The organism is Citrobacter sp. Awk 4 (genome assembly GCF_028069725.1).
GTDB lineage: Bacteria > Pseudomonadota > Gammaproteobacteria > Enterobacterales > Enterobacteriaceae > Citrobacter_D.
Genome location: NZ_JANEWG010000002.1, coordinates 78259 through 100109 on the forward strand (window position 1 = coordinate 78259; position 21851 = coordinate 100109).

Below are 21851 nucleotides of genomic sequence, written 5' to 3' on the forward strand. Positions count from 1 at the left end.
CGGTGGCATTTTTGCTTACCGGGCAATGCGCCGTTCCTGCGTTAACCAAAACCCTTCGCAACATTTCAGCCATGCCTGGGCGCTATGCGACAGGTAAACGCCTTCACGCCAAATCATTCCCAACTGCCAGCGTAAATCGCTCTCCAGCGGGAACCAGCGCAGCGTGTTCTTATCCAGACGCTGACAAATCGGTTCCGGCAAAATGGCAATGCCAACGCCCGCCTGCACCATGGCCGCCAGAAAATCCCACTGCCCGCTGCGCACGGCAATGCGCGGTTTCACGCCATGCTGGTGAAAAAGCTGCATCAACTGGCGGCTCAATGCAAAATCTTCGTTATAGATAAGCAAGGGGTGTTCCGCCAACGCCTCTGGAGAGATCGACTCGCGCTTTATCCACGGGCCGGAGCGCGGCACCAGCACGCACAGGGGATGGCTAAAGAGCGGCAACGTTGCCAGCCCGCTTTCCTCTTCGACAGGTAGTGCGGTCATGGCGACATCCAGCTCGCCATTGCTCACCGCCTGCTGCACCGTCAGACCGCCAAATTCTGAAATCTTCAGCTCCACGCCGGGGTAGCGTTGGCGAAACAGGCTAATCGGTCCCGCCATTAACATGCCTACCATCGGGGGAATACCGAGTCGCAACACGCCCTTGTTGAGATGGTTAATATCGCCCAGCTCGTCTTCCAGTTGGCGGAACTCCGCGAGAATGGCCAGTCCGCGCTCAAAAACTACGCGTCCCGTATCGGTCAGTAACAGACGCCGCCCGTCGCGGATCAGCAGTGTACAGTTGAGCTCATCTTCAAGGTTCTTCAGCATTTTGCTGATGGTAGGCTGGGTGACAAATAACTTCTCCGCTGCGCGGGTGAAACTTTGCTGGCGCACCACCTCGACAAAATAACGCAGCGTTCTGATATCCATGATTATTCCTTAAGACTATGCCTGCAATGAGTTTAATTCATTTCAGTCGAGGGCGGAGGCTCTCTATACTGGCGCTTCGTATTATTTTTCAGGACATTTCCTCATGGCTGTGGCGATAAGCCGCGTTACGCCTGCCGTTGTGCAACGACTCCAGGTACCGGTTCAGGTACTGCTGTATGCAGGTTTATTTGTTTTTGCCCAATATCTCGTCTCCTGGCTGCATCTGCCGTTACCTGCCAATCTGGTTGGGATGGTGTTGATGTTGGCGTTGATTGTCTGTCGGGTGGTCCCGCTCAAATGGGTGCGTGCGGGGGCGCACTGGTTGCTGGCGGAAATGCTGCTGTTCTTTGTTCCTGCGGTGGTCGCTGTTGTTAACTACACGCAACTTCTGCTGGTGGACGGATGGCGTATCTTCGCGGTGATTGCCATCAGCACTCTGATGGTGCTGGGCACCACGGCATGGGTGGTGGACAAAGTGTATCGCTACGAGTTAAGCAGGTTAAACCGTGAGTAATTTCCAGTTAAGCATACTGTGCCTGGCTGTCACGCTGGTTATCTATTTCGCCAACAAACGTCTGTACCGTCGTTTTCGTAAACTGCCGTTAATGCCGCTGGTACTCACTCCTGCGCTGCTGGTGTTGATGCTGGTGTTTGGACATATCTCCTGGCAAAACTACATTGGCGAATCGCACTGGCTGTTGTGGCTGCTCGGCCCGGCGACCATTGCGTTCGCGGTGCCGGTTTACGATAACATCGCGATTATCAAACGCCACTGGATGTCGCTGACCGCAGGGGTGGTGACGGCGACGGTGGTGGCCGTCACCAGTTCCGTATGGCTGGCGCGCTTATTTACGTTGCCGGATGAGATCCAGCGCAGTCTGGCGGTGCGCTCCATCACCACCCCCTTTGCGCTGGCGGCGGCAGAACCGTTGGGTGGGCAACCGGATCTCGTCGCGCTGTTTGTCGTGGTCACCGGAGTATTTGGCATGGCGGTCGGCGATGCGCTTTTTTTGCGGCTCTCGATTCGCGAAGGAATGGCAAAAGGAGCCGGATTTGGCGCCGCTTCCCACGGTGCGGGAACCGCGCGCTCCTATGAACTGGGTCAACAGGAAGGCGTAGTGGCCAGCCTGGTGATGATGCTTTCAGGGGTTGTGACCGTGCTGGCCGCGCCGCTGGTCGCAAGGGTGATGTTCTGATAAATCGGGTAGCGAAGCGCTACCCGACATACGGCAAGCCCTTACTTTTTTCTCTGGTTCAGAAAATGACAACGAATGGCTAGTGTTGGGACAGCGTGGCGGCCTGGGCTCTGGCCGCGCTAATGGCTTGATCGTCAAATATATTTTGCTCATACCCGTTCGAAACATCGACCACCCGGTAAATTTTCCAGGTGCCGTCTTCCTTGCGTAAATAGTCACGAAGTTTGAGTTTTTTGCCATCCTGAATACCAAGCCAGACATCCAGTACTTTTCCCCCTGTGTCATCCCTGGCGGTTCCGACGTCGAGCGCGGCTACCCATTCGGCAGCATAATCCTGGCAGTAGGTGAAATAGTCCGCTTCTACGATCTCTTGCTCGTCGATATCCTGAATGGCTTTAAGTCTGGTCAGCGTCTCTTTCGCGACGTAATGCTGCATTTTGGCGGAATTCAGAGGGTTTTCGTGGCTATCAGAGACAAAATCCGTCAGGTAAAAATGATAGAAATCTCTGACGGTTGCTTCAGGCGTCTGTGCGTGAGTGGTGATACCCATCAGCAGGAGTGATACTAAAAGTAGTGCGCGCATTAATTTTTCCTGTAGATAACATACGATGGATGAGCGCTGCGATAACCTGGTCCTGCCCACATATCACGTTGGCGAAAATCAGAGTACCAAGTGGTGCCATCAAAAATCGCCATATGCCCGTTTCGGTTTCCGCCCGGATAGGGTTGTATGATGACAACATCTCCTGCGAGCAAATTTTCTCCTATGCCTATGGCTCTAAAACCGGCGTTCTCCAACAATATTCCATAGTCTTTAGCTGAATTGGTGTGACCAATTTCTACTCCACCTGCACTGATTGCTTCTCTTGTGTACTCAGCACAACGACCAAGAGACCTGGCGTTTGCGTGCCCTTTGGCGTGATCAACCGCTGCATTTCTATTCCATTCCATACTTATTTCCGTTTTTAACATGGCGAAAAACACAAATAATCCGCTGATTTATAATTATTTTTTTACACAAGGTGCCATAGGTAAAAAGTATGAGAATTGTAAAAGCATGGGGAATGTGGATAAATTTTAATAGGGGTATTATCACGTTAATATTGAACAATTCTTTTGCAGAGAGGGTTTCTTTCAGCGCCGTTTAACATGGGTACAGCCATTGAAATATCCCCTCCATATACCAGGGGGATAATCTTAACGGTCGCGGAACGGCTCGCGCTCGCGATTTATTTCAATCGGGAAACCAGTTCAAACTCGGTAAAGTTCACCGGACGCTGTTGCTGTATAGGGATATTCCCGGCGACGCGCTGTTTTTGCGGCTCTCGATTCGTGAAGGGATGGCAAAAGGGGCCGGATTTGGCGCCGCTTCCCACGGTGCGGGAACCGCGCGCTCCTATGAACTGGGTCAACAGGAAGGCGTAGTGGCCAGCCTGGTGATGATGCTTTCAGGGGTTGTGACCGTGCTGGCGGCACCGCTGGTCGCCAGAGTTATGTTCTAATTTCGCTGTAGGCAATGTTCATTACTCTGTGTACTCATTACACTGGCGGGTAACTCTACTCGCTGGTGTAAGGATACAAAGTGTGAAGTATTTATGGCTGTCTGTTCTCTTATTTAGCCAGTCCGTTCTGGCCTGGTGTCCTGATGAAAATCAACACATCACCTTACAGGGTAAGCTGGTGCAGCACACTTATCCTGGGCCGCCGAATTTCGAAAGCATCAAGGATGGCGACGAAGCGCTGACGTACGATTTTTTGCAGCTTAACTCGCCTTTTGAATGCAATATCGCCAGCGCAGGCGAAACGGTTCCGGAAGTGCAGCTTATTTTCATCGATAAGACGAAAGTCACATATGCCGACATCGCGCCGAGTCTGGGCAAAGAGGTGATCGTGACGGGGGAAACGATGTACCAGCAGTCTGGCTGGCACTTCACGTCCGTATTACTCCTGCTGGATGATGTAAAAGAGGTCAGCGGGGCGGACACGCCAGAGCAGAAAAAAAGTATGTTGGTTCAGTTGCAACAGTTTCAGCAGGCGCTGCGTGAAAAAAACGTGGCTGCGCTGAAAGCGTATTTTGTGTTTCCGGTTGAGGGCGATACGTGGGGCTTTTTCCCTCATATTGATTCGCAGGAGCCGGAAAAACTCACCGAAGCCGTTTTTGACAAAAATGCGACAAAAGTCATTGATAGCGTGCAGATGCTCAGTGAAATCGCGGTGGACCCTAATGCGCAGACCCTCGGCGAGCGCAGGATAAACGCGTTGTCTGAAGCAGAACAAAAACGCCACTACTTTCCAGCAGAAGACGATGGGATGTTCTTTTACGAGGAAAATGGGCAAAAGCATACGGTGGAAGGAACGTGCGATACCGTTGCGGGCGGCGAGTTCGAAGAGGGAGGTTTGCGTCTTTATCTGGGGACCAGCGCGAACAAACAGCTCCCCGGACTCTCTGAGTACTGCGATGGCGCGTCGACTTACATTTTTAAGCTTATAGACGGAAAACTCAGACTGGTTGCCAGCTTTACCGTGGGGTAAACATGTATTGATGATTCCCCGGCCAGGACGGCCGGGGAATGGGGAGATTAATGCGCCCGACCCTGCTCTACGCCGAGACCGGTCTGGGAACGGATAAACTGGGCGCGGAACTGTTCGCGCTCACGATTACCTTCTTCGGAGTTATCGGTGGCTGAGAAGAACCAGATCCCGAGGAAAGCGGCGGAGATAGAGAACAACGCCGGGTATTCATACGGGAAGACCGCTTTTTCGTGACCGAGGATTTGCACCCACACGGTTGGGCCAAGCACCATCAGCACTACGGCGGTTAACAGACCTAACCAGCCGCCCATCATCGCACCCCGGGTGGTCAGTTTTGACCAGTACATCGAAAGCAGGATGATCGGGAAGTTACAGCTTGCCGCAATCGCAAATGCCAGGCCCACCATGAAGGCGATGTTCTGGTTTTCAAACAGTACGCCCAGAACGATGGCAATCACGCCCAGCACCAGTACGGTGATCTTCGACACCCGCAGTTCTTCACGTTCGGTTGCGCCTTTACGGAATACGTTGGCGTACAAATCGTGAGAAACCGCCGATGCGCCGGCCAGCGTCAGACCCGCGACCACCGCCAGAATGGTGGCGAAGGCGACCGCAGAGATAAAACCAAGGAACAGGTTGCCGCCCACTGCATTAGCCAGGTGGACTGCCGCCATGTTGTTGCCGCCAATCAACTTGCCCGCCGCGTCTTTATACTCGGGGTTAGCGCCGACCAGCATGATGGCGCCAAAACCGATGATAAAGGTCAGGATGTAGAAATAACCCATAAAACCCGTGGCATAGAACACGCTCTTACGCGCTTCGCGGGCATCGCTGACCGTGAAGAAACGCATCAGAATGTGCGGCAAGCCCGCCGTACCGAACATCAGCCCCAGCCCCAGCGACAGTGCGGAAATCGGGTCTTTCACCAGTCCACCAGGACTCATGATGGCAGAGCCTTTCGGGTGTACCGCCATCGCTTCGGTGAACAGATTGTTGAAGCTAAAGCCGACGTGTTTCATCACCATAAAGGCCATGAAGCTTGCGCCGAACAGCAACAGCACCGCTTTGATAATCTGTACCCAGGTGGTTGCCAGCATGCCGCCGAACAGCACGTACATCATCATCAATACGCCGACCAGCACCACCGCAACGTGGTAGTTCAGACCGAACAGCAGCTCGATCAATTTACCCGCGCCGACCATCTGAGCGATTAGATACAGCGCCACAACGACCAGTGAGCCGCAGGCGGAAAGTATACGGATCGGCCCTTGTTTCAGGCGATACGAGGCCACATCCGCAAAAGTATAACGTCCCAGGTTACGCAGGCGTTCTGCGATCAGGAACAGAATGATCGGCCAGCCGACCAGGAAGCCCAGCGAGTAGATCAGCCCGTCATAGCCGGAGGTAAAGACCAGCGCGGAGATCCCAAGGAACGAGGCGGCGGACATATAATCGCCCGCAATCGCCAGCCCGTTCTGGAAGCCAGTAATATTGCCTCCGGCGGTGTAGTAGTCATTACGGGAGCGCACGCGTTTAGAGGCCCAGTAAGTAATACCAAGCGTAAACACGACGAAAATCAGGAACATGATGATCGCTTGCCAGTTGGTTGGCTGGCGTTGAACTGCACCGCTAATCGCATCCGCTGCGTTGGCAGCGTAAGGTAGTGTGGCGGCAAGCGCCGTCAGGACTCTCTTCATGATGCTTTTACCTCGTGCAGTACCGCGTTGTTAAGGCGGTCGAATTCGTTGTTCGCTCGCCAGATATAAATACCGGTCAGAATGAAGGAGATAAGAATCACCCCTACGCCAATGGGAATACCCCGGGTGACGCTGGTGCCGGCGTGTAACGGAGTGCCCAGCCAGCCAGGCGCGAAAGCAATCAGAAGGATAAAGCTGATATAAACCACCAGCATGATAATCGACAGAATGGTGGCAAACCGTTGCCGTTTTTCAACTAATTCCCTGAAACGCGCGCTGTCTTCTATCCGCTGATAAATTTGGTCATTCATCACAGACTCTCCAGAGGCCCCCTGCGTCTTTCGCGCCACAGGTTCGTTGGCCGCACTCACCCACCCCAGTCACATAGTGGGCTATGCTCCTGGGGATGTGCTCGCTTGCCGCCTTCCTGTAACACGAAATCCTTTGGGGGAGGTTTTTATATTTCCCTCCCGGTGAAGAGAGGGTAGGGGTAGATTTGTAGGCCGGATAAGACGCTTATGCGTCGCTATCCGGAATATTTTTCTTACGATGGCATCGCGATGGCCTGCTTCTCTTCGAGCAGTTTCTCTACCACGCCTGGATCGGCGAGAGTTGAGGTATCGCCCAGATTGCTGGTATCGCCCGCCGCGATCTTGCGCAGAATACGGCGCATAATCTTGCCTGAACGGGTTTTAGGCAGAGAGTCGGTCCAGTGCAGCACATCTGGCGTCGCCAGCGGGCCAATCTCTTTACGCACCCAGTTGCGCACTTCTGTGTACAGCTCCGGTGACGGTTCTTCGCCGTGATTCAGCGTCACGTAGGCATAAATCGCTTGCCCCTTGATGCTGTGCGGAATACCGACCACCGCCGCTTCGGCGATTTTTGGATGCGACACCAGCGCTGACTCAATCTCCGCCGTCCCCAGACGGTGACCGGAGACGTTCAACACGTCATCGACGCGTCCGGTGATCCAGTAGTAGCCGTCTTCGTCACGACGCGCGCCATCACCGCTGAAATACATATTTTTGAAGGTAGAGAAGTAGGTTTGCTCAAAGCGTTCGTGATCGCCAAACAGCGTGCGCGCCTGTCCGGGCCAGGAATCCGTGATCACCAGATTGCCTTCGGTTGCCCCTTCCAGCGGATTGCCTTCGTTATCCACCAGCGCTGGTTGTACGCCGAAGAAGGGATGTGTCGCAGAGCCTGCTTTCAGTTCGGTCGCGCCCGGCATTGGCGTGATCATGAAGCCACCGGTTTCCGTCTGCCACCAGGTGTCTACTACCGGGCATTTCTCGTTACCGATCTTCTTCCAGTACCATTCCCAGGCCTCCGGGTTGATCGGCTCGCCAACCGAACCGAGGATGCGCAGGGAAGAGCGGTCAGTACCTTCAATGGCCTTATCGCCTTCCGCCATCAGGGCGCGAATAGCGGTAGGTGCGGTGTAGAGAATGTTGACCTGGTGTTTGTCCACCACTTGCGACATTCGCGCAGGGGTCGGCCAGTTCGGTACACCTTCAAACATCAGGGTGGTCGCGCCGCAGGCCAGCGGTCCGTACAGCAGGTAGCTGTGCCCGGTAACCCAGCCCACATCGGCGGTGCACCAGTAGATATCGCCCGGGTGATAGTCAAAGACATATTTGAACGTCGTGGCGGCATACACCAGATAACCCCCGGTTGTGTGCAGCACACCTTTGGGTTTGCCGGTAGAACCGGACGTGTAGAGGATGAACAGCGGATCTTCGGCGTTCACTTCGACAGGCTGATGATCGGCGCTGGCTTGTTCAATCAGATCGCTCCACCACAGGTCGCGACCTTCCTGCCAGTCAATTTTTCCGCCTGTGCGTTTCAGCACCACCACATGCTCAACGCTCTTCACGTTGGGATTTTTCAGCGCGTCATCGACGTTCTTTTTCAGTGGGATGCTGCGCCCGGCGCGTACGCCTTCATCGGCGGTAATCACCAAACGTGAGCTGGAGTCGATAATGCGCCCGGCAACGGCTTCCGGTGAGAAGCCGCCAAAGATAACCGAATGCACGGCGCCGATACGGGCACAAGCCAGCATTGCGACCGCCGCTTCCGGCACCATCGGCATGTAGATTGCCACGACGTCGCCTTTTTTAATGCCCAGCTCAAGCAGGGTGTTGGCGAAACGGCAGACGTCGCGATGCAGTTCGCGATAGGTAATGTGTTTGCTCTGTGAGGCGTCGTCGCCCTCCCAGATGATGGCGGTGCGATCGCCATTTTCCTGTAGATGCCGGTCAAGACAGTTTGCCGCCAGATTCAGCGTACCGTCCTCGTACCATTTAATTGAGACGTTACCTGGAGCAAAGGAGGTGTTTTTCACCTTCTGATACGGTTTGATCCAGTCGAGAATTTTGCCCTGTTCGCCCCAAAAGGTATCGGGATCGTTGATGGATTGCTGATATTTGGCTTCGTACTGCTCTGGGTTGATCAGGCAACGATCCGCAATGTTTGCGGGAATAGCGTGTTTATGGATTTGGCTCATGGTTTTTGTTCTCCTTGTAAGATGTTAATAATATGTCTCATAAACGTTAAATGTAGGGGCTTTGACAGTTTTGTTTAGTATTTGCGCGGCAGATCACGCAAAAACAGAATTGTGCAAATTAGCGGCAAACTGATTTTTGAAGGGAACTCGCAAAAATGAGTTAATTCTTTCTATAACATGACGTTATAAGTAATTTTTTGAAAATGTGCGTTGTGTCGAAAGTTGAGCAAAGAAGTGGGCGATAAAGGCGGTTAATAACTCTAAAGTGGTATTTAACATGCACTTACAATTGATTAAAGACAACATTCTTAACAGGGTTATTTGTTACACATAGAGGGGAGCAATGTCATAACAGTGTTCGTGCGGTTGCTGTTATGGAAGAACAATAAAAGAACCGCCATTGCAGACAATGGCGCAATCTGGATGAGACCTCTATGGCAAGGATTACACAACGCGCACGCCGTTTCTTCAGCCTTATATTGCCTTTTTTATTTATTTCAACTGTTTACGCTGAGCAAACGCCCGTACCCGCAAAAACCGTTACCGTTGAAGCGAAGAATGAAACTTTCGCGCCTCAACATCCCGATCAATACCTCTCTTGGAAAGCCACTTCGGAGCAATCCAAACGTGAAGACGCACTGGCTGAAGATCCACGTCTGGTGATCCTGTGGGCGGGATATCCCTTCTCCCGTGATTACAACAAACCGCGTGGCCACGCGTATGCGGTCACCGATGTGCGCGAAACACTGCGTACCGGTGCGCCGAAAAACGCGGAAGACGGCCCGCTGCCGATGGCCTGTTGGAGTTGTAAAAGCCCGGATGTCGCACGCCTGATCCAAAAAGAGGGCGAAGACGGCTACTTCCACGGTAAATGGGCGCGTGGCGGCCCGGAAATCGTTAACAATTTAGGCTGTGCCGACTGCCATAACACCGCCTCGCCAGATTTTGCCAAAGGTAAACCGGAGCTTACGCTGTCGCGCCCCTATGCTGAACGTGCGATGGACGCCATTGGTAAACCGTTTGATAAGGCCAGCCGTTTCGACCAGCAATCCATGGTTTGCGGTCAGTGCCACGTGGAGTACTACTTTGACGGTAAAAAGAAAGCCGTTAAATTCCCGTGGGACGACGGTATGACCGTTGAAAATATGGAGAAATACTACGACACCATCGCCTTCTCCGACTGGACCAACTCACTGTCGAAAGCGCCAATGCTGAAAGCGCAGCACCCGGAGTATGAAACCTGGAGCGAGGGCATTCACGGCAAAAACAACGTGACTTGCATCGACTGCCACATGCCGAAAGTGCAGAACGCAGAAGGCAAACTCTACACCGACCATAAGATTGGCAATCCGTTCGACAACTTCGCTCAGACCTGCGCCAACTGCCATACGCAAGACAAAGCCACGCTGCAAAAAGTGGTCGCCGACCGTAAACAGGCGATTCATGACCTGAAAATCAAGGTTGAGGATCAACTGGTTCGAGCCCATTTTGAAGCGAAAGCGGCATGGGATGCCGGAGCGACAGAGGCGGAAATGAAGCCGATTCTCGAAGATATCCGCCATGCTCAATGGCGCTGGGATCTGGCGATTGCTTCGCACGGTATTCATATGCACGCCCCGGACGAAGGTCTGCGGATGCTGGGTAGCGCGATGGACAAAGCCGCTGATGCGCGAACCAAACTGGTACGTCTGCTGGCGACCAAAGGCATCACCCATGAAATCCCGCTGCCGGACATCTCCACCAAAGAGAAAGCCCAGCAAGCGATTGGTCTGGACGTGCAGAAAATCAACGCCGAGAAGCAGGACTTCATTAAAACGGTGATTCCGCAATGGGAAGATCAGGCGCGTAAAAACGGTCTGTTAAGCCAATAACCCCTTCTGCCCCGCAAGGGGCAGATAACTCAACGGAGTGAATATGAGCGTATTACGTTCGTTATTAACTGCTGGGGTGCTGGCGTCAGGTCTGTTCTGGAGCCTGAGTGGAATGAGCGCCACGCCAACGCCGCAGGAGTCTGAACAACGCTGGACGGTGACTCAGCAGCGCAGCCCTGATGCGGCATGCCTGGACTGCCACAAGCCGGACACCGAAGGTATGCATGGTAAACATGCCTCCGCCATTAACCCGAATAACAAATTGCCGGTCACCTGCACCAACTGTCATGGCCAGCCGTCACCCCAGCACCGCGAAGGGGTGAAGGATGTGATGCGCTTTAACGAGCCGATGTATAGCGTCGAGCAGCAGAACAGCGTCTGTATGTCCTGTCACCTGCCCGAGCAGTTGCAAAAAGCGTTCTGGCCGCATGATGTCCATGTGACGAAAGTGACGTGCGCCAGTTGTCACACGTTGCATCCAAAGCAAGACACGATGCAGACGTTAAATGATAAAGAACGGATCAAGATTTGCGTCGATTGCCACAGCGATCAGCGTAACAATCCGAACTTTAATCCGGCGTCCGTTCCCTTGCTTAAGGAGCATCCATGAGTTGCTCCCGTCGCCAGTTTATCACCCGCGTCGGCGCGCTGGTGGCGGTTAGCGCAACGGCAGGACGCGTGGTAGCAAAAACGTTGAACATCAACGGAGTTCGTTACGGTATGGTGCATGATGAAACATTGTGCATCGGCTGTACCGCCTGTATGGATGCCTGTCGGGAAGTGAATAAGGTGCCGGAAGGGGTATCGCGTCTGACGATTATTCGAAGCGAGCCGCAGGGCACATTTCCAGATGTGAAATATCGCTTCTTCCGTCACTCGTGCCAGCACTGCGAGCATGCGCCCTGTGTTGACGTCTGCCCGACGGGGGCCTCATTCCGCGATGCCGCCAGCGGTATTGTGGATGTGAATCCGGATCTCTGCGTCGGTTGTCAGTACTGTATCGCCGCCTGTCCGTATCGCGTGCGGTTTATCCACCCGGTGACGAAGACGGCGGATAAATGCGATTTCTGCCGGAAGACCAATCTGAAAGCGGGCAAGCTGCCCGCCTGCGTCGAGTCCTGCCCGACGAAGGCGCTGACGTTTGGCAATCTGGACGATCCCAACAGCGAGATTTCCCGTCTGTTGCAGCAGAAAACGACCTACCGCTACAAGCTGGCGTTGGGTACCAAACCGAAGGTCTACCGCGTTCCCTTTAAATTTGGGGAGGTGAGCCAATGACGCACGCTTCTGCTTTCCATTTTGAATCGCTGGTGTGGGACTGGCCCATTGCCATCTACCTGTTTTTGATCGGGATCTCCGCCGGCGTGGTCACGCTGGCCATCCTGCTGCGCCGTTTCCATCCGGAAGCGGGCGGGGCGGACAGCACGCTACTGCGCACGACGCTGGTAGTGGGGCCGGGCGCAATTATTCTCGGCCTGCTGATCCTCGTCTTCCACCTGACGCGCCCGTGGACCTTCTGGAAGCTGATGTTCCACTACAGCTTCACCTCGGTGATGTCGATGGGCGTCATGCTGTTCCAGCTTTATATGGTCGTTCTTGTCCTGTGGCTGGCAAAAATCTTTGAAAAAGAGGTGATTGCCCTGCAACAGCGCTGGCTACCAAGGCTGGGACTGGTGCAGAAGGTTCTCACGCTGTTGACGCCGTTCCATCGCTTGCTTGAAACAGTGATGCTGATTCTGGCGGTGCTGCTCGGGGCATATACCGGTTTTCTGCTCTCGGCGCTGAAGTCCTATCCGTTCCTGAATAACCCGATTTTGCCGGTTCTGTTCCTGTTCTCGGGGATCTCTTCCGGGGCGGCGGTGGCGCTGATCGCGATGGCTTTGCGTCAGCGCGGCAATCCGCACAGCACCGAAGCGCACTTTGTACACCGCATGGAAACCCCGGTGGTGTGGCTGGAAATCTTCCTGCTGGCGGCGTTTTTCGTCGGGCTGGCGCTGGGTGATGACGGCAAAATGCGCGCGCTGTCGGCGGCGCTGGGCGGCGGATTCTGGACCTGGTGGTTCTGGCTGGGTGTGGCGGGATTGGGATTGATTGTGCCGATGCTGTTAAAGCCCTGGGCGAATCGCGGTTCGACGTTTCATGGCGTGCTGGCGGTCTGCGGCGCCAGTCTGACCGGCGTTTTGTTACTGCGCTTCTTTATTCTTTATGCAGGGCAACTGACGGTGGCATAGTTTTTTGGAACTCTTCCTTCCTGAAGCCGGGTTTCTGGCGCTGCTACTGAGTCTCGGGGTCAACGTGTTGACCCCGCTTGTTACTCTGGCAGGCGTTCGCCTGCGCTGGCTGGGTGTTATGCGTCTGGCGACGGCGGGTGTGCTGGCGCAATTTGTCCTGCTACTGCTCGCGTTTTCCATCCTGGTCATCTGCTTTCTCACCAGCGATTTCTCGGTCATTTACGTTGCCCAGCACAGCTACCGTTTGTTGCCGTGGGGATTAAAACTGGCGGCAGTGTGGGGCGGTCACGAAGGATCTTTGCTGCTGTGGGTGCTGCTGCTTTCTGGTTGGGGAGCGCTGTTTGCCTGGCGCTATCGGAGGGCGTCTGATCGTCTGTTCCCTCTGACGCTCAGCATTTTGTCGATCATTACGGCTTTACTGCTGCTGTTCGTGGTGGTGTGGTCCGATCCGTTTGTGCGCCTCTTTCCGCCTGCAATTGAGGGGCGCGATCTCAACCCGATGCTGCAGCATCTTGGGTTAATTCTCCATCCTCCGCTGCTCTATCTTGGCTACGGCGGTTTGATGGTGGCGGCGGGCGTGGCATTAGCGTCGTTGTTGTGTGGTGGTTTTAGTGCGGCAACGGCCTGGGTCTGCTGGCGTTGGGCATTACCCGGCTGGTGTGCGCTGACGCTTGGCATCATTCTCGGATCATGGTGGGCGTATTGCGAACTGGGCTGGGGTGGCTGGTGGTTTTGGGACCCGGTGGAAAACGCCTCCTTATTGCCCTGGCTTTCCGCCAGCGCGCTGCTGCACAGCCTGTATGTCTCACGTCAGCGTGGGATTTTCCGCCACTGGTCGCTGCTGCTGGCTATTCTGACCCTGATCCTCTCGCTGTTAGGCACGCTGATTGTGCGCTCCGGCATTTTAGTTTCCGTACACGCCTTTGCGCTGGATAACGTGCGCGCCGTACCGCTGTTTGGACTCTTCTGCGCCCTGAGTCTGGCATCGCTGGGGCTGTACAGCTGGCGGGCGCGGGTTACGCAGCAGGCTGCGCGGTTTACCCTCTGGTCGCGCGAAATGCTGATTCTGGCGGCGCTGCTGTTTTTTAGCGCGGTACTGCTGATTGTGCTCATCGGAACGCTTTATCCCATGCTCTACGGCCTGTTGGGGTGGGGAAGACTCTCTGTCGGCGCCCCCTATTTTAACCGCGCTACGTTGCCATTTGGTCTGCTGATGCTGGTGGTGATAGGACTCTCGGCGGGCGGATTCTGGAAACGTTCGCCGCCCATCTCCCTGCGCCGTCGGGTATGGCCCTTTGCGATTGGCTTGCTGGCGGTGGCGCTGTGCTGGTCGCTCGGTGCGGCAGAAGCGTTGGCGTGCGGCCTGGTGGCGGCGGTGATGCTGCGGCTCTGGTTTCAGCCCGCAGATGCGTTGCGCCGTCAGCTTCCGGCGCTGCTGGCGCATAGCGGAGTACTGATTGTGGCGGCGGGGATTATCTTCTCCAGCGGTAGCCGACAGGAGGTCAGTCTTAATCTAAGTCCTGGGCAGCAGGTTGAGCTGGCGGGCTATACCTTCCGTTATGAACGCCTCGATCTCGAAGCAAAGGGGAACTACACCACCGAGAAGGCGCTAATTACGCTGTGGCAGGATAACAAGCGCATCGGCAGTCTGCTGCCTGAACGGCGTTTCTATGCCGCGCGTCGCCAGCAGATGATGGAGCCGGGTATTCGCTGGAATCTGCTCCACGACTGGTATGCGGTGATCGGTGAAAAAACCGGGCAGGAGCGTTACGCCATGCGTTTGTACGTGCAGACCGGCGTGCGCTGGATATGGGGCGGTGGGCTGTTGATGGTGCTCGGCGCGCTGCTCAGCGGCTGGCGAGGGAGAAAACGCGATGCCTGAGATGACTCCATTTTTGCTTACGCATATCCGGCCTGGAATTGACGCATACCGTAGGCCGGATAAGGCGCTAACGCCGCCATCCGGCATCACACTTTTACTTTTAGCCTTGATGCTGTTTTTCATTTCCTTTACCAGCAACGCCCAGGTTGTAGACACCTGGGTCTTCGAAAGCCCGCAACAGCAGGAAAAATCCCTGTTTATTGCCAGCCAGTTGCGTTGCCCGCAGTGCCAGAATCAAAACTTACTGGAATCCAATGCGCCTGTTGCGGTCAGTATGCGCCACCAGGTTTTTACTATGGTCGCGGAAGGGAAAAGTGAAGAGGAGATCACGCGCTGGATGATGCAACGTTACGGCGAATTTGTCCTCTATAACCCCCCGTTGACGGGACAAACGATCTTGCTGTGGGCGTTGCCCTGTGTGCTGTTATTGCTGGCAGGCGTCCTCTTATGGCGGGCGAGCGTCAGCCAGAACAAAAAGGAGGGTGAATGAGTTTGCATCAGGTGAGCGTACTGCTGTTGCGTCACAGCCAGCAGCAGGCCCGTCAGCAGTTGTCTGAGGAGGCCTCAGCACCATTGCTGCGTGAGCTACATCACTGCCTGGCCGAACCGGCGGTAATGGGAGTACCATTACGTCCATTGCCTGTGAAAGCGCTGACCGTCGCGGTGGCAGGCGTGTTGCTGCTCTGCGTCGGCGGCTATCTGCTTAGCCCTAAATGGTATGCGGTGCGCCAGGAGCAGCAGCGGCTGGCGGACCCGTTACACGTTTTTGCCGATGAGCCGACTCCTGAAGAACAGCTGCTGGCCTTGCAGGCGAAGATCCGTGCGAATCCGCAGGACAGTGAGCAGTGGGCGATGCTTGGCGAGTATTATCTGTGGCGCAACGCGTATCAGAATGCGCTGCTGGCTTACCATCAGGCACTGCGCCTGAAGGGAGAAAACGCGGAACTCTATTCGGCGCTGGCAACGGTGTTGTACTACCAGTCCGGGCAGCATATGACGCCCAAGACGCGTGAAATGATTGATAAAGCGCTGGCGCTGGATGCGACGGAAGTGACTGCCTTGATGTTGTTGGCCTCTGACGCGTTTATGCAGGCAAACTACGTACAAGCCATTTCATTGTGGCAACAATTACTGGATTTGAACTCGCCGAGAGTTAACCGCGTGCAGCTCATTGACGCTATTAATATGGCGAAATTGTTACGGAATCAGCAGAAATAATTTCACTTTTTTGTGATTTTGGTCTTTTTTGATGTTTATAAAATAAGCAATTGAACAAAAAGATTAAAATGATTCCAAAAACGGATTATTCAAAATCGCAGGTATAAAAATCTTTTCATAACAAATAGTTATTCATGATTATCGCGATAAACTCGCGTTATTATGCATTAAATTAGCGAAAAGCCCTGTTCTTAAAGGGTTGCGTAAGATGCCATGCAAATGGTACTGATTATGCCCGTTAAAAAACACTACAAACGTACGCAACACAATTCATATCCTTTCAGTATGTAACCATTCTTACGTCAGCGCACGTAGAAATGGCGCTCCATTGAGGAAGTTTGTCGTTATGAAAAACATGAAAATTAGCCTGGCCTGGCAAATTTTGCTGGCTATGGTGCTGGGTATTCTGCTGGGCAGTTATCTGCATTATCACAGTGACAGCCGCGAATGGCTGGTCGTAAACCTGCTCTCTCCGGCGGGTGATATCTTTATCCACCTGATCAAAATGATCGTTGTGCCGATTGTGATCTCGACCCTTGTGGTCGGTATTGCAGGCGTCGGTGACGCGAAACAACTGGGGCGTATTGGCGCCAAAACCATTATCTATTTCGAAGTGATCACCACCGTCGCCATTATCCTTGGCATTACCCTGGCGAACGTGTTCCAGCCCGGCTCCGGGATCGATATGTCGCAACTGGCGACGGTGGATATTTCGAAATATCAGAACACGACGGCAGAGGTGCAGAGCCACGCGCATGGCTTGATGGGCACTATTTTGTCGCTGGTACCGACCAATATCATCGCGTCGATGGCGAAAGGTGACATGCTGCCGATTATCTTCTTCTCGGTACTGTTTGGTCTCGGCCTGTCATCGCTGCCGTCAACGCACCGCGAACCGCTGGTGGCAGTGTTCCGCTCTATCTCAGAAACCATGTTCAAAGTGACGCACATGGTGATGCGCTATGCGCCAGTGGGTGTGTTTGCGTTGATTGCCGTCACCGTCGCTAACTTTGGTTTTGCTTCGCTGTGGCCGTTGGCGAAACTGGTGCTGCTGGTTCATTTCGCGATTCTGTTCTTTGCCCTGGTGGTGCTGGGAATTGTGGCGCGAGTATGCGGGCTGAGTATCTGGATCCTGATCCGTATCCTGAAGGATGAGCTGATTCTGGCGTACTCGACGGCCAGCTCTGAGAGCGTGCTGCCGCGCATCATTGAGAAGATGGAAGCCTACGGCGCACCGGCGTCGATCACCAGCTTCGTGGTGCCAACTGGCTACTCCTTTAACCTCGATGGTTCAACGCTGTACCAGAGTATTGCGGCAATATTTATCGCGCAGCTATATGGCATCGACCTGTCGCTGTGGCAGGAAATCGTGCTGGTGCTGACGTTAATGGTGACATCGAAAGGGATTGCTGGCGTGCCGGGCGTTTCTTTCGTGGTGCTGTTGGCAACATTGGGTAGCGTGGGGATCCCGCTGGAAGGTCTGGCGTTTATTGCGGGTGTTGACCGTATCCTCGACATGGCGCGTACGGCGTTGAACGTGGTGGGCAATGCGCTGGCGGTGCTGGTAATTGCCAAGTGGGAACACAAGTTTGACCGTAAAAAAGCGCTGGCGTATGAGCGCGAAGTGCTGGGCAAATTCGATAAAACAGCCGATCAATAATTGAGTGCGGGTTGATTGCCGGATGGCGCTTCGCTTATCCGGCCTACACTTCCTTTGTAGGCCTGATAAGACGCGAGAGCGTCGCCATCAGGCAATCTGATTCACCCATTGGTTAACTTTTCAAACTCTTCGCAGCCGGTATCAAACCCTTCCATACAACTCAGATTCAGCCAGTGCAGCGCCTTCTGTTTATTCTTCTCGATAAAACCTTGTTCACCGTTCAGAAAGATCATTCCGGCCCAGTATTCGGAATAACCGGTACGGGAAATCGCGGAGCTACGCTTGAAGTACCAGGTGGCTTTCGCGTCGTCTGCGGGGATCCCCACACCGTTGGCATAAATCAACCCGAGCAGCATTTGCGCGTCGACAGCAGAGTCATTTTCCAGATTTTCAGAGGCGTTTTGCAGCAGTGAAATCGCTTTTGGATAATCCGGGCGACCCGCCTGAGTGTTGACCAAAATGCGCGCCAGCGTAATCTCGCCCGGTAAGCTCCCCGCCTGTACGGCTTTTTCGGCGAGCGTCCTGGCCTCGGGGTAATCCAGGCTCACTGGGTTGGTTATCTTGATTTGCGCCAGTAATGCACAGGCGTCCGCATCACCATTATCTGCCGATTTTTGCGCCCAGAATTCGGCCTTGCTCAGGTCGCCGGAGCTAAACCAACTGTCTGCAAGATAGTATTGCGCACGTCGGTCTCCGGATTCGGCGGCCTTCAAATACTGGCTACCCGGCTCAGGCTCTTCGGCATGGGCAACGCAGGCCATCATTAACATCAATGCGAAAAGTCGTTTCATATTATTTTTATGTGTAGGGTACGGAATAGGCAGTATAGAGCGATCTTTTAGATAAAAAAACAGCCTCCAGAAGGAGGCTGTTGAGGCGGATATCAAACTAAAATTGATTAGCCCATCGCACTTTCGCGCAGGCGGTTTTTCAGCTTGGTGTACTCGTCAATCACATACTGTTCGGCAGTACGCTGATCGGCAATGCGTTCAACGTTGACGGCACAGTATTTATACTCAGGCGTTTTGGTAATCGGGCTTAAGTTCTCGGTCACCAGCTCATTACAGGCACCAATCCACCACTGGTAGGTCATGTAAATCGCGCCTTTGTTCGGACGATCGCTCACGGCTGCGCGGGTGATGACTCTGCCCTTGCGTGAGTTAACCCACACCAACTCTTCATCTTTAATACCCAGACGCTCAGCGTCGTCGGTATTGATTTGCGCATAGCCTGGTTCATCCGCCAGCGCTGCCAGCGCCGCACAGTTACCGGTCATCGAACGGCAAGAGTAGTGGCCGACTTCACGCACCGTCGAGAGCACCATCGGATACTCTTCGGTGAGCTTGTCGATAGGTGCTACCCAGTCACAGGTAAAGAACTGCGCCAGGCCGTTCGGGGTGTCGAACTTCTCTTTAAAGAGGTAAGAAGTCCCCTGATCGGCATCCGACGTATCACGGCATGGCCACTGGATATAACCCAGTTCGCCCATCTTCTCGTAGGTGGCACCGTAGAAATCCGGACACAGGTGGCGCAACTCATCCCAGATTTCCTGAGTGTTGTTGTAGTGCATCGGATAACCCATACGGGTCGCGATTTCACTGATGATTTGCCAGTCTGTTTTCAGATCCCACTTCGGCTCAACCGCTTTGAAGAAGCGCTGGAAGCCACGGTCAGCAGCGGAGAAGACGCCTTCATGCTCACCCCATGACGTAGACGGTAAAATAACGTCTGCGGCAGCGGCGGTTTTGGTCATGAAGATGTCCTGCACGATGACCAGTTCCAGGTCCTCAAACCCTTTGCGCACTGCAGAGAGTTCCGCATCAGTCTGAAGTGGATCTTCACCCATAATGTACGCTGCGCGAACTTCGCCATGCGCCGCACGGTGCGGCAGTTCGCTGATGCGATAGCCGGTATGTGCAGGCAGGCTTTCCACGCCCCAGGCTTTGGCGAATTTCTCGCGGTTTTCCGGGAACTTCACGTACTGGTAGCCCGGATAGGTATCCGGCAGCGCACCCATGTCGCACGCGCCCTGAACGTTGTTCTGACCACGAACCGGGTTAACGCCCACGCTTGGCTTACCGAGGTTACCGGTCAGCATGGAGAGGCTGGTCAGTGAACGTACAGTTTCAACACCCTGATAGAACTGAGTGACGCCCATGCCCCACAGGATTGTCGCGTTTTTCGCGGTCGCGTACATACGCGCGGCCTGACGAATTTCCTGCGCGCTAACGCCAGTAATCTCTTCGACTGACTCCGGCGTATAGCCTTCGACAATCTTACGATACTCTTCAAACCCTTCCGTACGGGAGGCGACGAACGCCTGGTCGTGCAGGTTTTCTTCAATAATGACATGCCCCATCGCATTGAGCAGCGCGATATTCGAGCCGTTTTTCAATGCAATATGCATATCGGCAATACGCGCAGTTTCGATTTTGCGCGGATCGCAGACGATAATTTTCGCCCCGTTACGTTTAGCGTTGATCACGTGATTCGCCACGATAGGGTGGGAATCCGCCGGGTTATACCCGAAGATGAACACTAAATCTGTGTTATCAATTTCATTGATAGCATTACTCATTGCGCCGTTACCGACCGATTGGTGCAGACCTGCAACCGATGGGCCGTGTCAGACGCGAGCGCAGCAGTCAACGTTATTGGTACCAATAACGGCGCGCGCGAATTTTTGCATTACATAGTTGGTTTCATTACCGGTACCGCGGGAGGAGCCGGTAGTCTGAATGGCATCCGGGCCATATTTCGCTTTGATAGCGCTCAGGCGGTCAGCAACGTAATTCAGCGCTTCATCCCAGGACACGGATTCCAGTTTGCCGCCACGCTGGCGACGGATCATAGGGGTTTTCAGGCGCGGGGTCAGGATCTGGGTATCATTGATAAAATCCCAGCCATAATAGCCCTTCAGACACAAGGTACCCTGATTGGTTTTCCCCTGCGCCGCCTCCGCCCGAACGATTTTGCCGTTATCGACCACCAGGTTGATTTTGCAACCTGATGCGCAATACGGGCAAACCGTGACGACTTTTTTCATCGGTCTCGCTCCAGTTAATCAAATCGCGCATACGCGCTGTCGCCTTCAGTATGCATCTTTTATGCCATCTTTTTACTGTGGGCATTCCCTGATATTACGGGCAAATTTTGTGCGAAATGCTGACGAAAAGCAGGCTGTCGTCAGTTTTGACGTGACGAATTCAAAATATGTGACAGCCAGTCAATGTGACGGTGCTTATGTTTCCGGCATCTCTTTCTGCGCAATTTCTGTTACTCCGGGCAGAATCATTCACACTCATCTGAGTGAGAGACGAAAGGGGAAGGATGATGAAGCCTGCTGTTTTGATCGTGGATGATGACACCGCAATCTGCGCACTGCTGCAGGATGTGTTGAGCGAGCATGTTTTTGCGGTCACTGCCTGCCACACCGGACAGGAGGCGATACGCTGCGTCGAAGAGCGTCCCGATATTGCGTTGATACTGCTGGATATGATGCTACCCGACATCAACGGATTGATGGTGTTGCAGCAGGTCCAGAAAATCAGACCGACGCTGCCCGTGGTGATGCTGACAGGGATGGACAGCGAATCTGATGTGGTGGTAGGGCTGGAAATGGGGGCGGATGATTACATCAGCAAACCGTTTAATCCCCGGGTGGTGGTGGCGCGCGTCAAAGCTGTGCTGCGTCGGGGCGGTGTACCGGTCGCAGAAAGCGGTATGACGCCAGTATCCGGCCTTTCTTTTAATGGCTGGCATCTGGATACCGGGCGTTGCCAGCTGCGTAATCCGCAGCAGCAGACGATAGATCTGACGCAAGGGGAGTACAGCCTGCTCGTGGCGCTGGCGCAAAATGCCCGTCGGGTTCTGAGCCGCGAACAGTTGTTGGCGCTCACGCACAGCGACAGCATCGAGGTCTTTGACCGCACCATCGATGTGTTAATTATGCGTTTGCGCCGCAAAATTGAAGCTAATCCGCATCAGCCGACGCTAATCAAAACGATACGCGGTCTGGGGTATGTGTTTGCCGCCGACGTGCAGCATCACGACAAGGCGGCATAATGTTGTTGCTCCGAACGTAGGACTCATCAGCGTAGCGCCATCAGGCACCTTTGCTGGATGGCGGCGCGAACGCCTTAT

Annotated in this window: 18 protein-coding genes and 2 pseudogenes; 12 read left to right on the forward strand and 8 right to left on the reverse strand. The window is 54.1% G+C overall.

All coding sequences use genetic code 11. The annotated features are described in order from the left end of the window. Positions 1 to 15 precede the first annotated feature (15 nt). The gene (locus NNO04_RS01090) at positions 16 to 918 is read right to left on the reverse strand and encodes a LysR family transcriptional regulator (protein WP_271443094.1); all 903 of its coding nucleotides are present in this window, start codon (positions 916 to 918) and stop codon (positions 16 to 18) included. A gap of 103 nt (positions 919 to 1021) precedes the next feature. Between NNO04_RS01090 and NNO04_RS01095 the strand changes: the two genes are divergently transcribed. Both NNO04_RS01095 and NNO04_RS01100 read left to right on the forward strand, forming a co-directional pair. After that, positions 1022 to 1432 (forward strand): CidA/LrgA family protein, encoded by a 411-nt coding sequence (locus NNO04_RS01095; RefSeq protein ID WP_271443095.1) that lies wholly within the window; start codon positions 1022 to 1024, stop codon positions 1430 to 1432. Further along, positions 1425 to 2114 (forward strand): LrgB family protein, encoded by a 690-nt coding sequence (locus tag NNO04_RS01100; RefSeq protein WP_271443096.1) that lies wholly within the window; start codon positions 1425 to 1427, stop codon positions 2112 to 2114. The genes NNO04_RS01095 and NNO04_RS01100 overlap by 8 nt, the downstream gene beginning before the upstream one ends. Positions 2115 to 2193: 79 nt before the next feature. Here the strand turns inward: NNO04_RS01100 and NNO04_RS01105 are convergent, their stop codons facing one another. Beyond that, positions 2194 to 2697, reverse strand: a complete 504-nt coding sequence (locus tag NNO04_RS01105) for a YbjP/YqhG family protein (protein WP_271443097.1) — start codon at positions 2695 to 2697, stop codon at positions 2194 to 2196. Then, a complete protein-coding gene (locus NNO04_RS01110; protein ID WP_271443098.1) occupies positions 2697 to 3065 on the reverse strand; it encodes a hypothetical protein in 369 nt (122 codons plus the stop codon). Before NNO04_RS01110 ends, NNO04_RS01105 begins: the two co-directional genes overlap by 1 nt. A gap of 350 nt (positions 3066 to 3415) precedes the next feature. On the opposite strand from NNO04_RS01110, the pseudogene NNO04_RS01115 reads away from it, so the two are divergent. Then, positions 3416 to 3616: pseudogene (locus NNO04_RS01115) on the forward strand (LrgB family protein); the annotation flags it as partial. 82 nt (positions 3617 to 3698) lie between these two features. Beyond that, on the forward strand, positions 3699 to 4646 hold the full coding sequence (locus NNO04_RS01120) for a DUF4431 domain-containing protein (RefSeq protein WP_271443099.1): 948 nt from the start codon (positions 3699 to 3701) through the stop codon (positions 4644 to 4646). A gap of 47 nt (positions 4647 to 4693) precedes the next feature. On the opposite strand, the gene actP is transcribed toward NNO04_RS01120, so the two are convergent. The 3 genes from actP to acs all read right to left on the reverse strand — a co-directional run bounded on the left by actP (position 4694) and on the right by acs (position 8846). Next, the gene (gene actP, locus NNO04_RS01125; protein ID WP_162381818.1) at positions 4694 to 6343 is read right to left on the reverse strand and encodes a cation/acetate symporter ActP; all 1650 of its coding nucleotides are present in this window, start codon (positions 6341 to 6343) and stop codon (positions 4694 to 4696) included. After that, on the reverse strand, positions 6340 to 6654 hold the full coding sequence (locus tag NNO04_RS01130; protein ID WP_271443100.1) for a DUF485 domain-containing protein: 315 nt from the start codon (positions 6652 to 6654) through the stop codon (positions 6340 to 6342). Before NNO04_RS01130 ends, actP begins: the two co-directional genes overlap by 4 nt. A gap of 233 nt (positions 6655 to 6887) precedes the next feature. Continuing rightward, a complete protein-coding gene (acs, locus tag NNO04_RS01135; RefSeq protein WP_271443101.1) occupies positions 6888 to 8846 on the reverse strand; it encodes an acetate--CoA ligase in 1959 nt (652 codons plus the stop codon). 434 nt (positions 8847 to 9280) lie between these two features. Here acs and nrfA point away from each other — a divergent pair, with 434 nt between their 5' ends. The 7 genes and pseudogenes from nrfA (at position 9281) to gltP (ending at position 17708) form a co-directional block, all read left to right on the forward strand. Further along, complete coding sequence (gene nrfA / locus NNO04_RS01140; protein WP_271443102.1) at positions 9281 to 10717, forward strand: ammonia-forming nitrite reductase cytochrome c552 subunit; 1437 nt, start codon at positions 9281 to 9283, stop codon at positions 10715 to 10717. 43 nt (positions 10718 to 10760) lie between these two features. Further along, complete coding sequence (gene nrfB, locus NNO04_RS01145) at positions 10761 to 11327, forward strand: cytochrome c nitrite reductase pentaheme subunit (protein WP_271443103.1); 567 nt, start codon at positions 10761 to 10763, stop codon at positions 11325 to 11327. Then, the gene (nrfC, locus tag NNO04_RS01150) at positions 11324 to 11995 is read left to right on the forward strand and encodes a cytochrome c nitrite reductase Fe-S protein (RefSeq protein ID WP_162381823.1); all 672 of its coding nucleotides are present in this window, start codon (positions 11324 to 11326) and stop codon (positions 11993 to 11995) included. Before nrfB ends, nrfC begins: the two co-directional genes overlap by 4 nt. After that, a complete protein-coding gene (nrfD, locus tag NNO04_RS01155) occupies positions 11992 to 12948 on the forward strand; it encodes a cytochrome c nitrite reductase subunit NrfD (RefSeq protein ID WP_271443104.1) in 957 nt (318 codons plus the stop codon). The genes nrfC and nrfD overlap by 4 nt, the downstream gene beginning before the upstream one ends. 4 nt (positions 12949 to 12952) lie before the next feature. Further along, positions 12953 to 15320, forward strand: a pseudogene (gene nrfF, locus NNO04_RS01160) (heme lyase NrfEFG subunit NrfF). A gap of 125 nt (positions 15321 to 15445) precedes the next feature. After that, positions 15446 to 16048 (forward strand): heme lyase NrfEFG subunit NrfG, encoded by a 603-nt coding sequence (nrfG, locus tag NNO04_RS01165; protein ID WP_271443154.1) that lies wholly within the window; start codon positions 15446 to 15448, stop codon positions 16046 to 16048. A 346-nt stretch (positions 16049 to 16394) separates the two neighbouring features. Then, a complete protein-coding gene (gltP, locus tag NNO04_RS01170; RefSeq protein WP_271443105.1) occupies positions 16395 to 17708 on the forward strand; it encodes a glutamate/aspartate:proton symporter GltP in 1314 nt (437 codons plus the stop codon). Between the two features lie 101 nt (positions 17709 to 17809). Here the strand turns inward: gltP and yjcO are convergent, their stop codons facing one another. Together yjcO and fdhF are read right to left on the reverse strand one after the other, a co-directional pair. Next, positions 17810 to 18499 (reverse strand): Sel1 family TPR-like repeat protein YjcO, encoded by a 690-nt coding sequence (yjcO, locus tag NNO04_RS01175; RefSeq protein WP_271443106.1) that lies wholly within the window; start codon positions 18497 to 18499, stop codon positions 17810 to 17812. 107 nt (positions 18500 to 18606) lie between these two features. Beyond that, on the reverse strand, positions 18607 to 20754 hold the full coding sequence (gene fdhF / locus NNO04_RS01180; protein WP_271443107.1) for a formate dehydrogenase subunit alpha: 2148 nt from the start codon (positions 20752 to 20754) through the stop codon (positions 18607 to 18609). 287 nt (positions 20755 to 21041) lie between these two features. Between fdhF and NNO04_RS01185 the strand changes: the two genes are divergently transcribed. Further along, a complete protein-coding gene (locus NNO04_RS01185) occupies positions 21042 to 21773 on the forward strand; it encodes a response regulator transcription factor (protein ID WP_271443155.1) in 732 nt (243 codons plus the stop codon). The last annotated feature ends 78 nt before the right edge of the window (positions 21774 to 21851 follow it).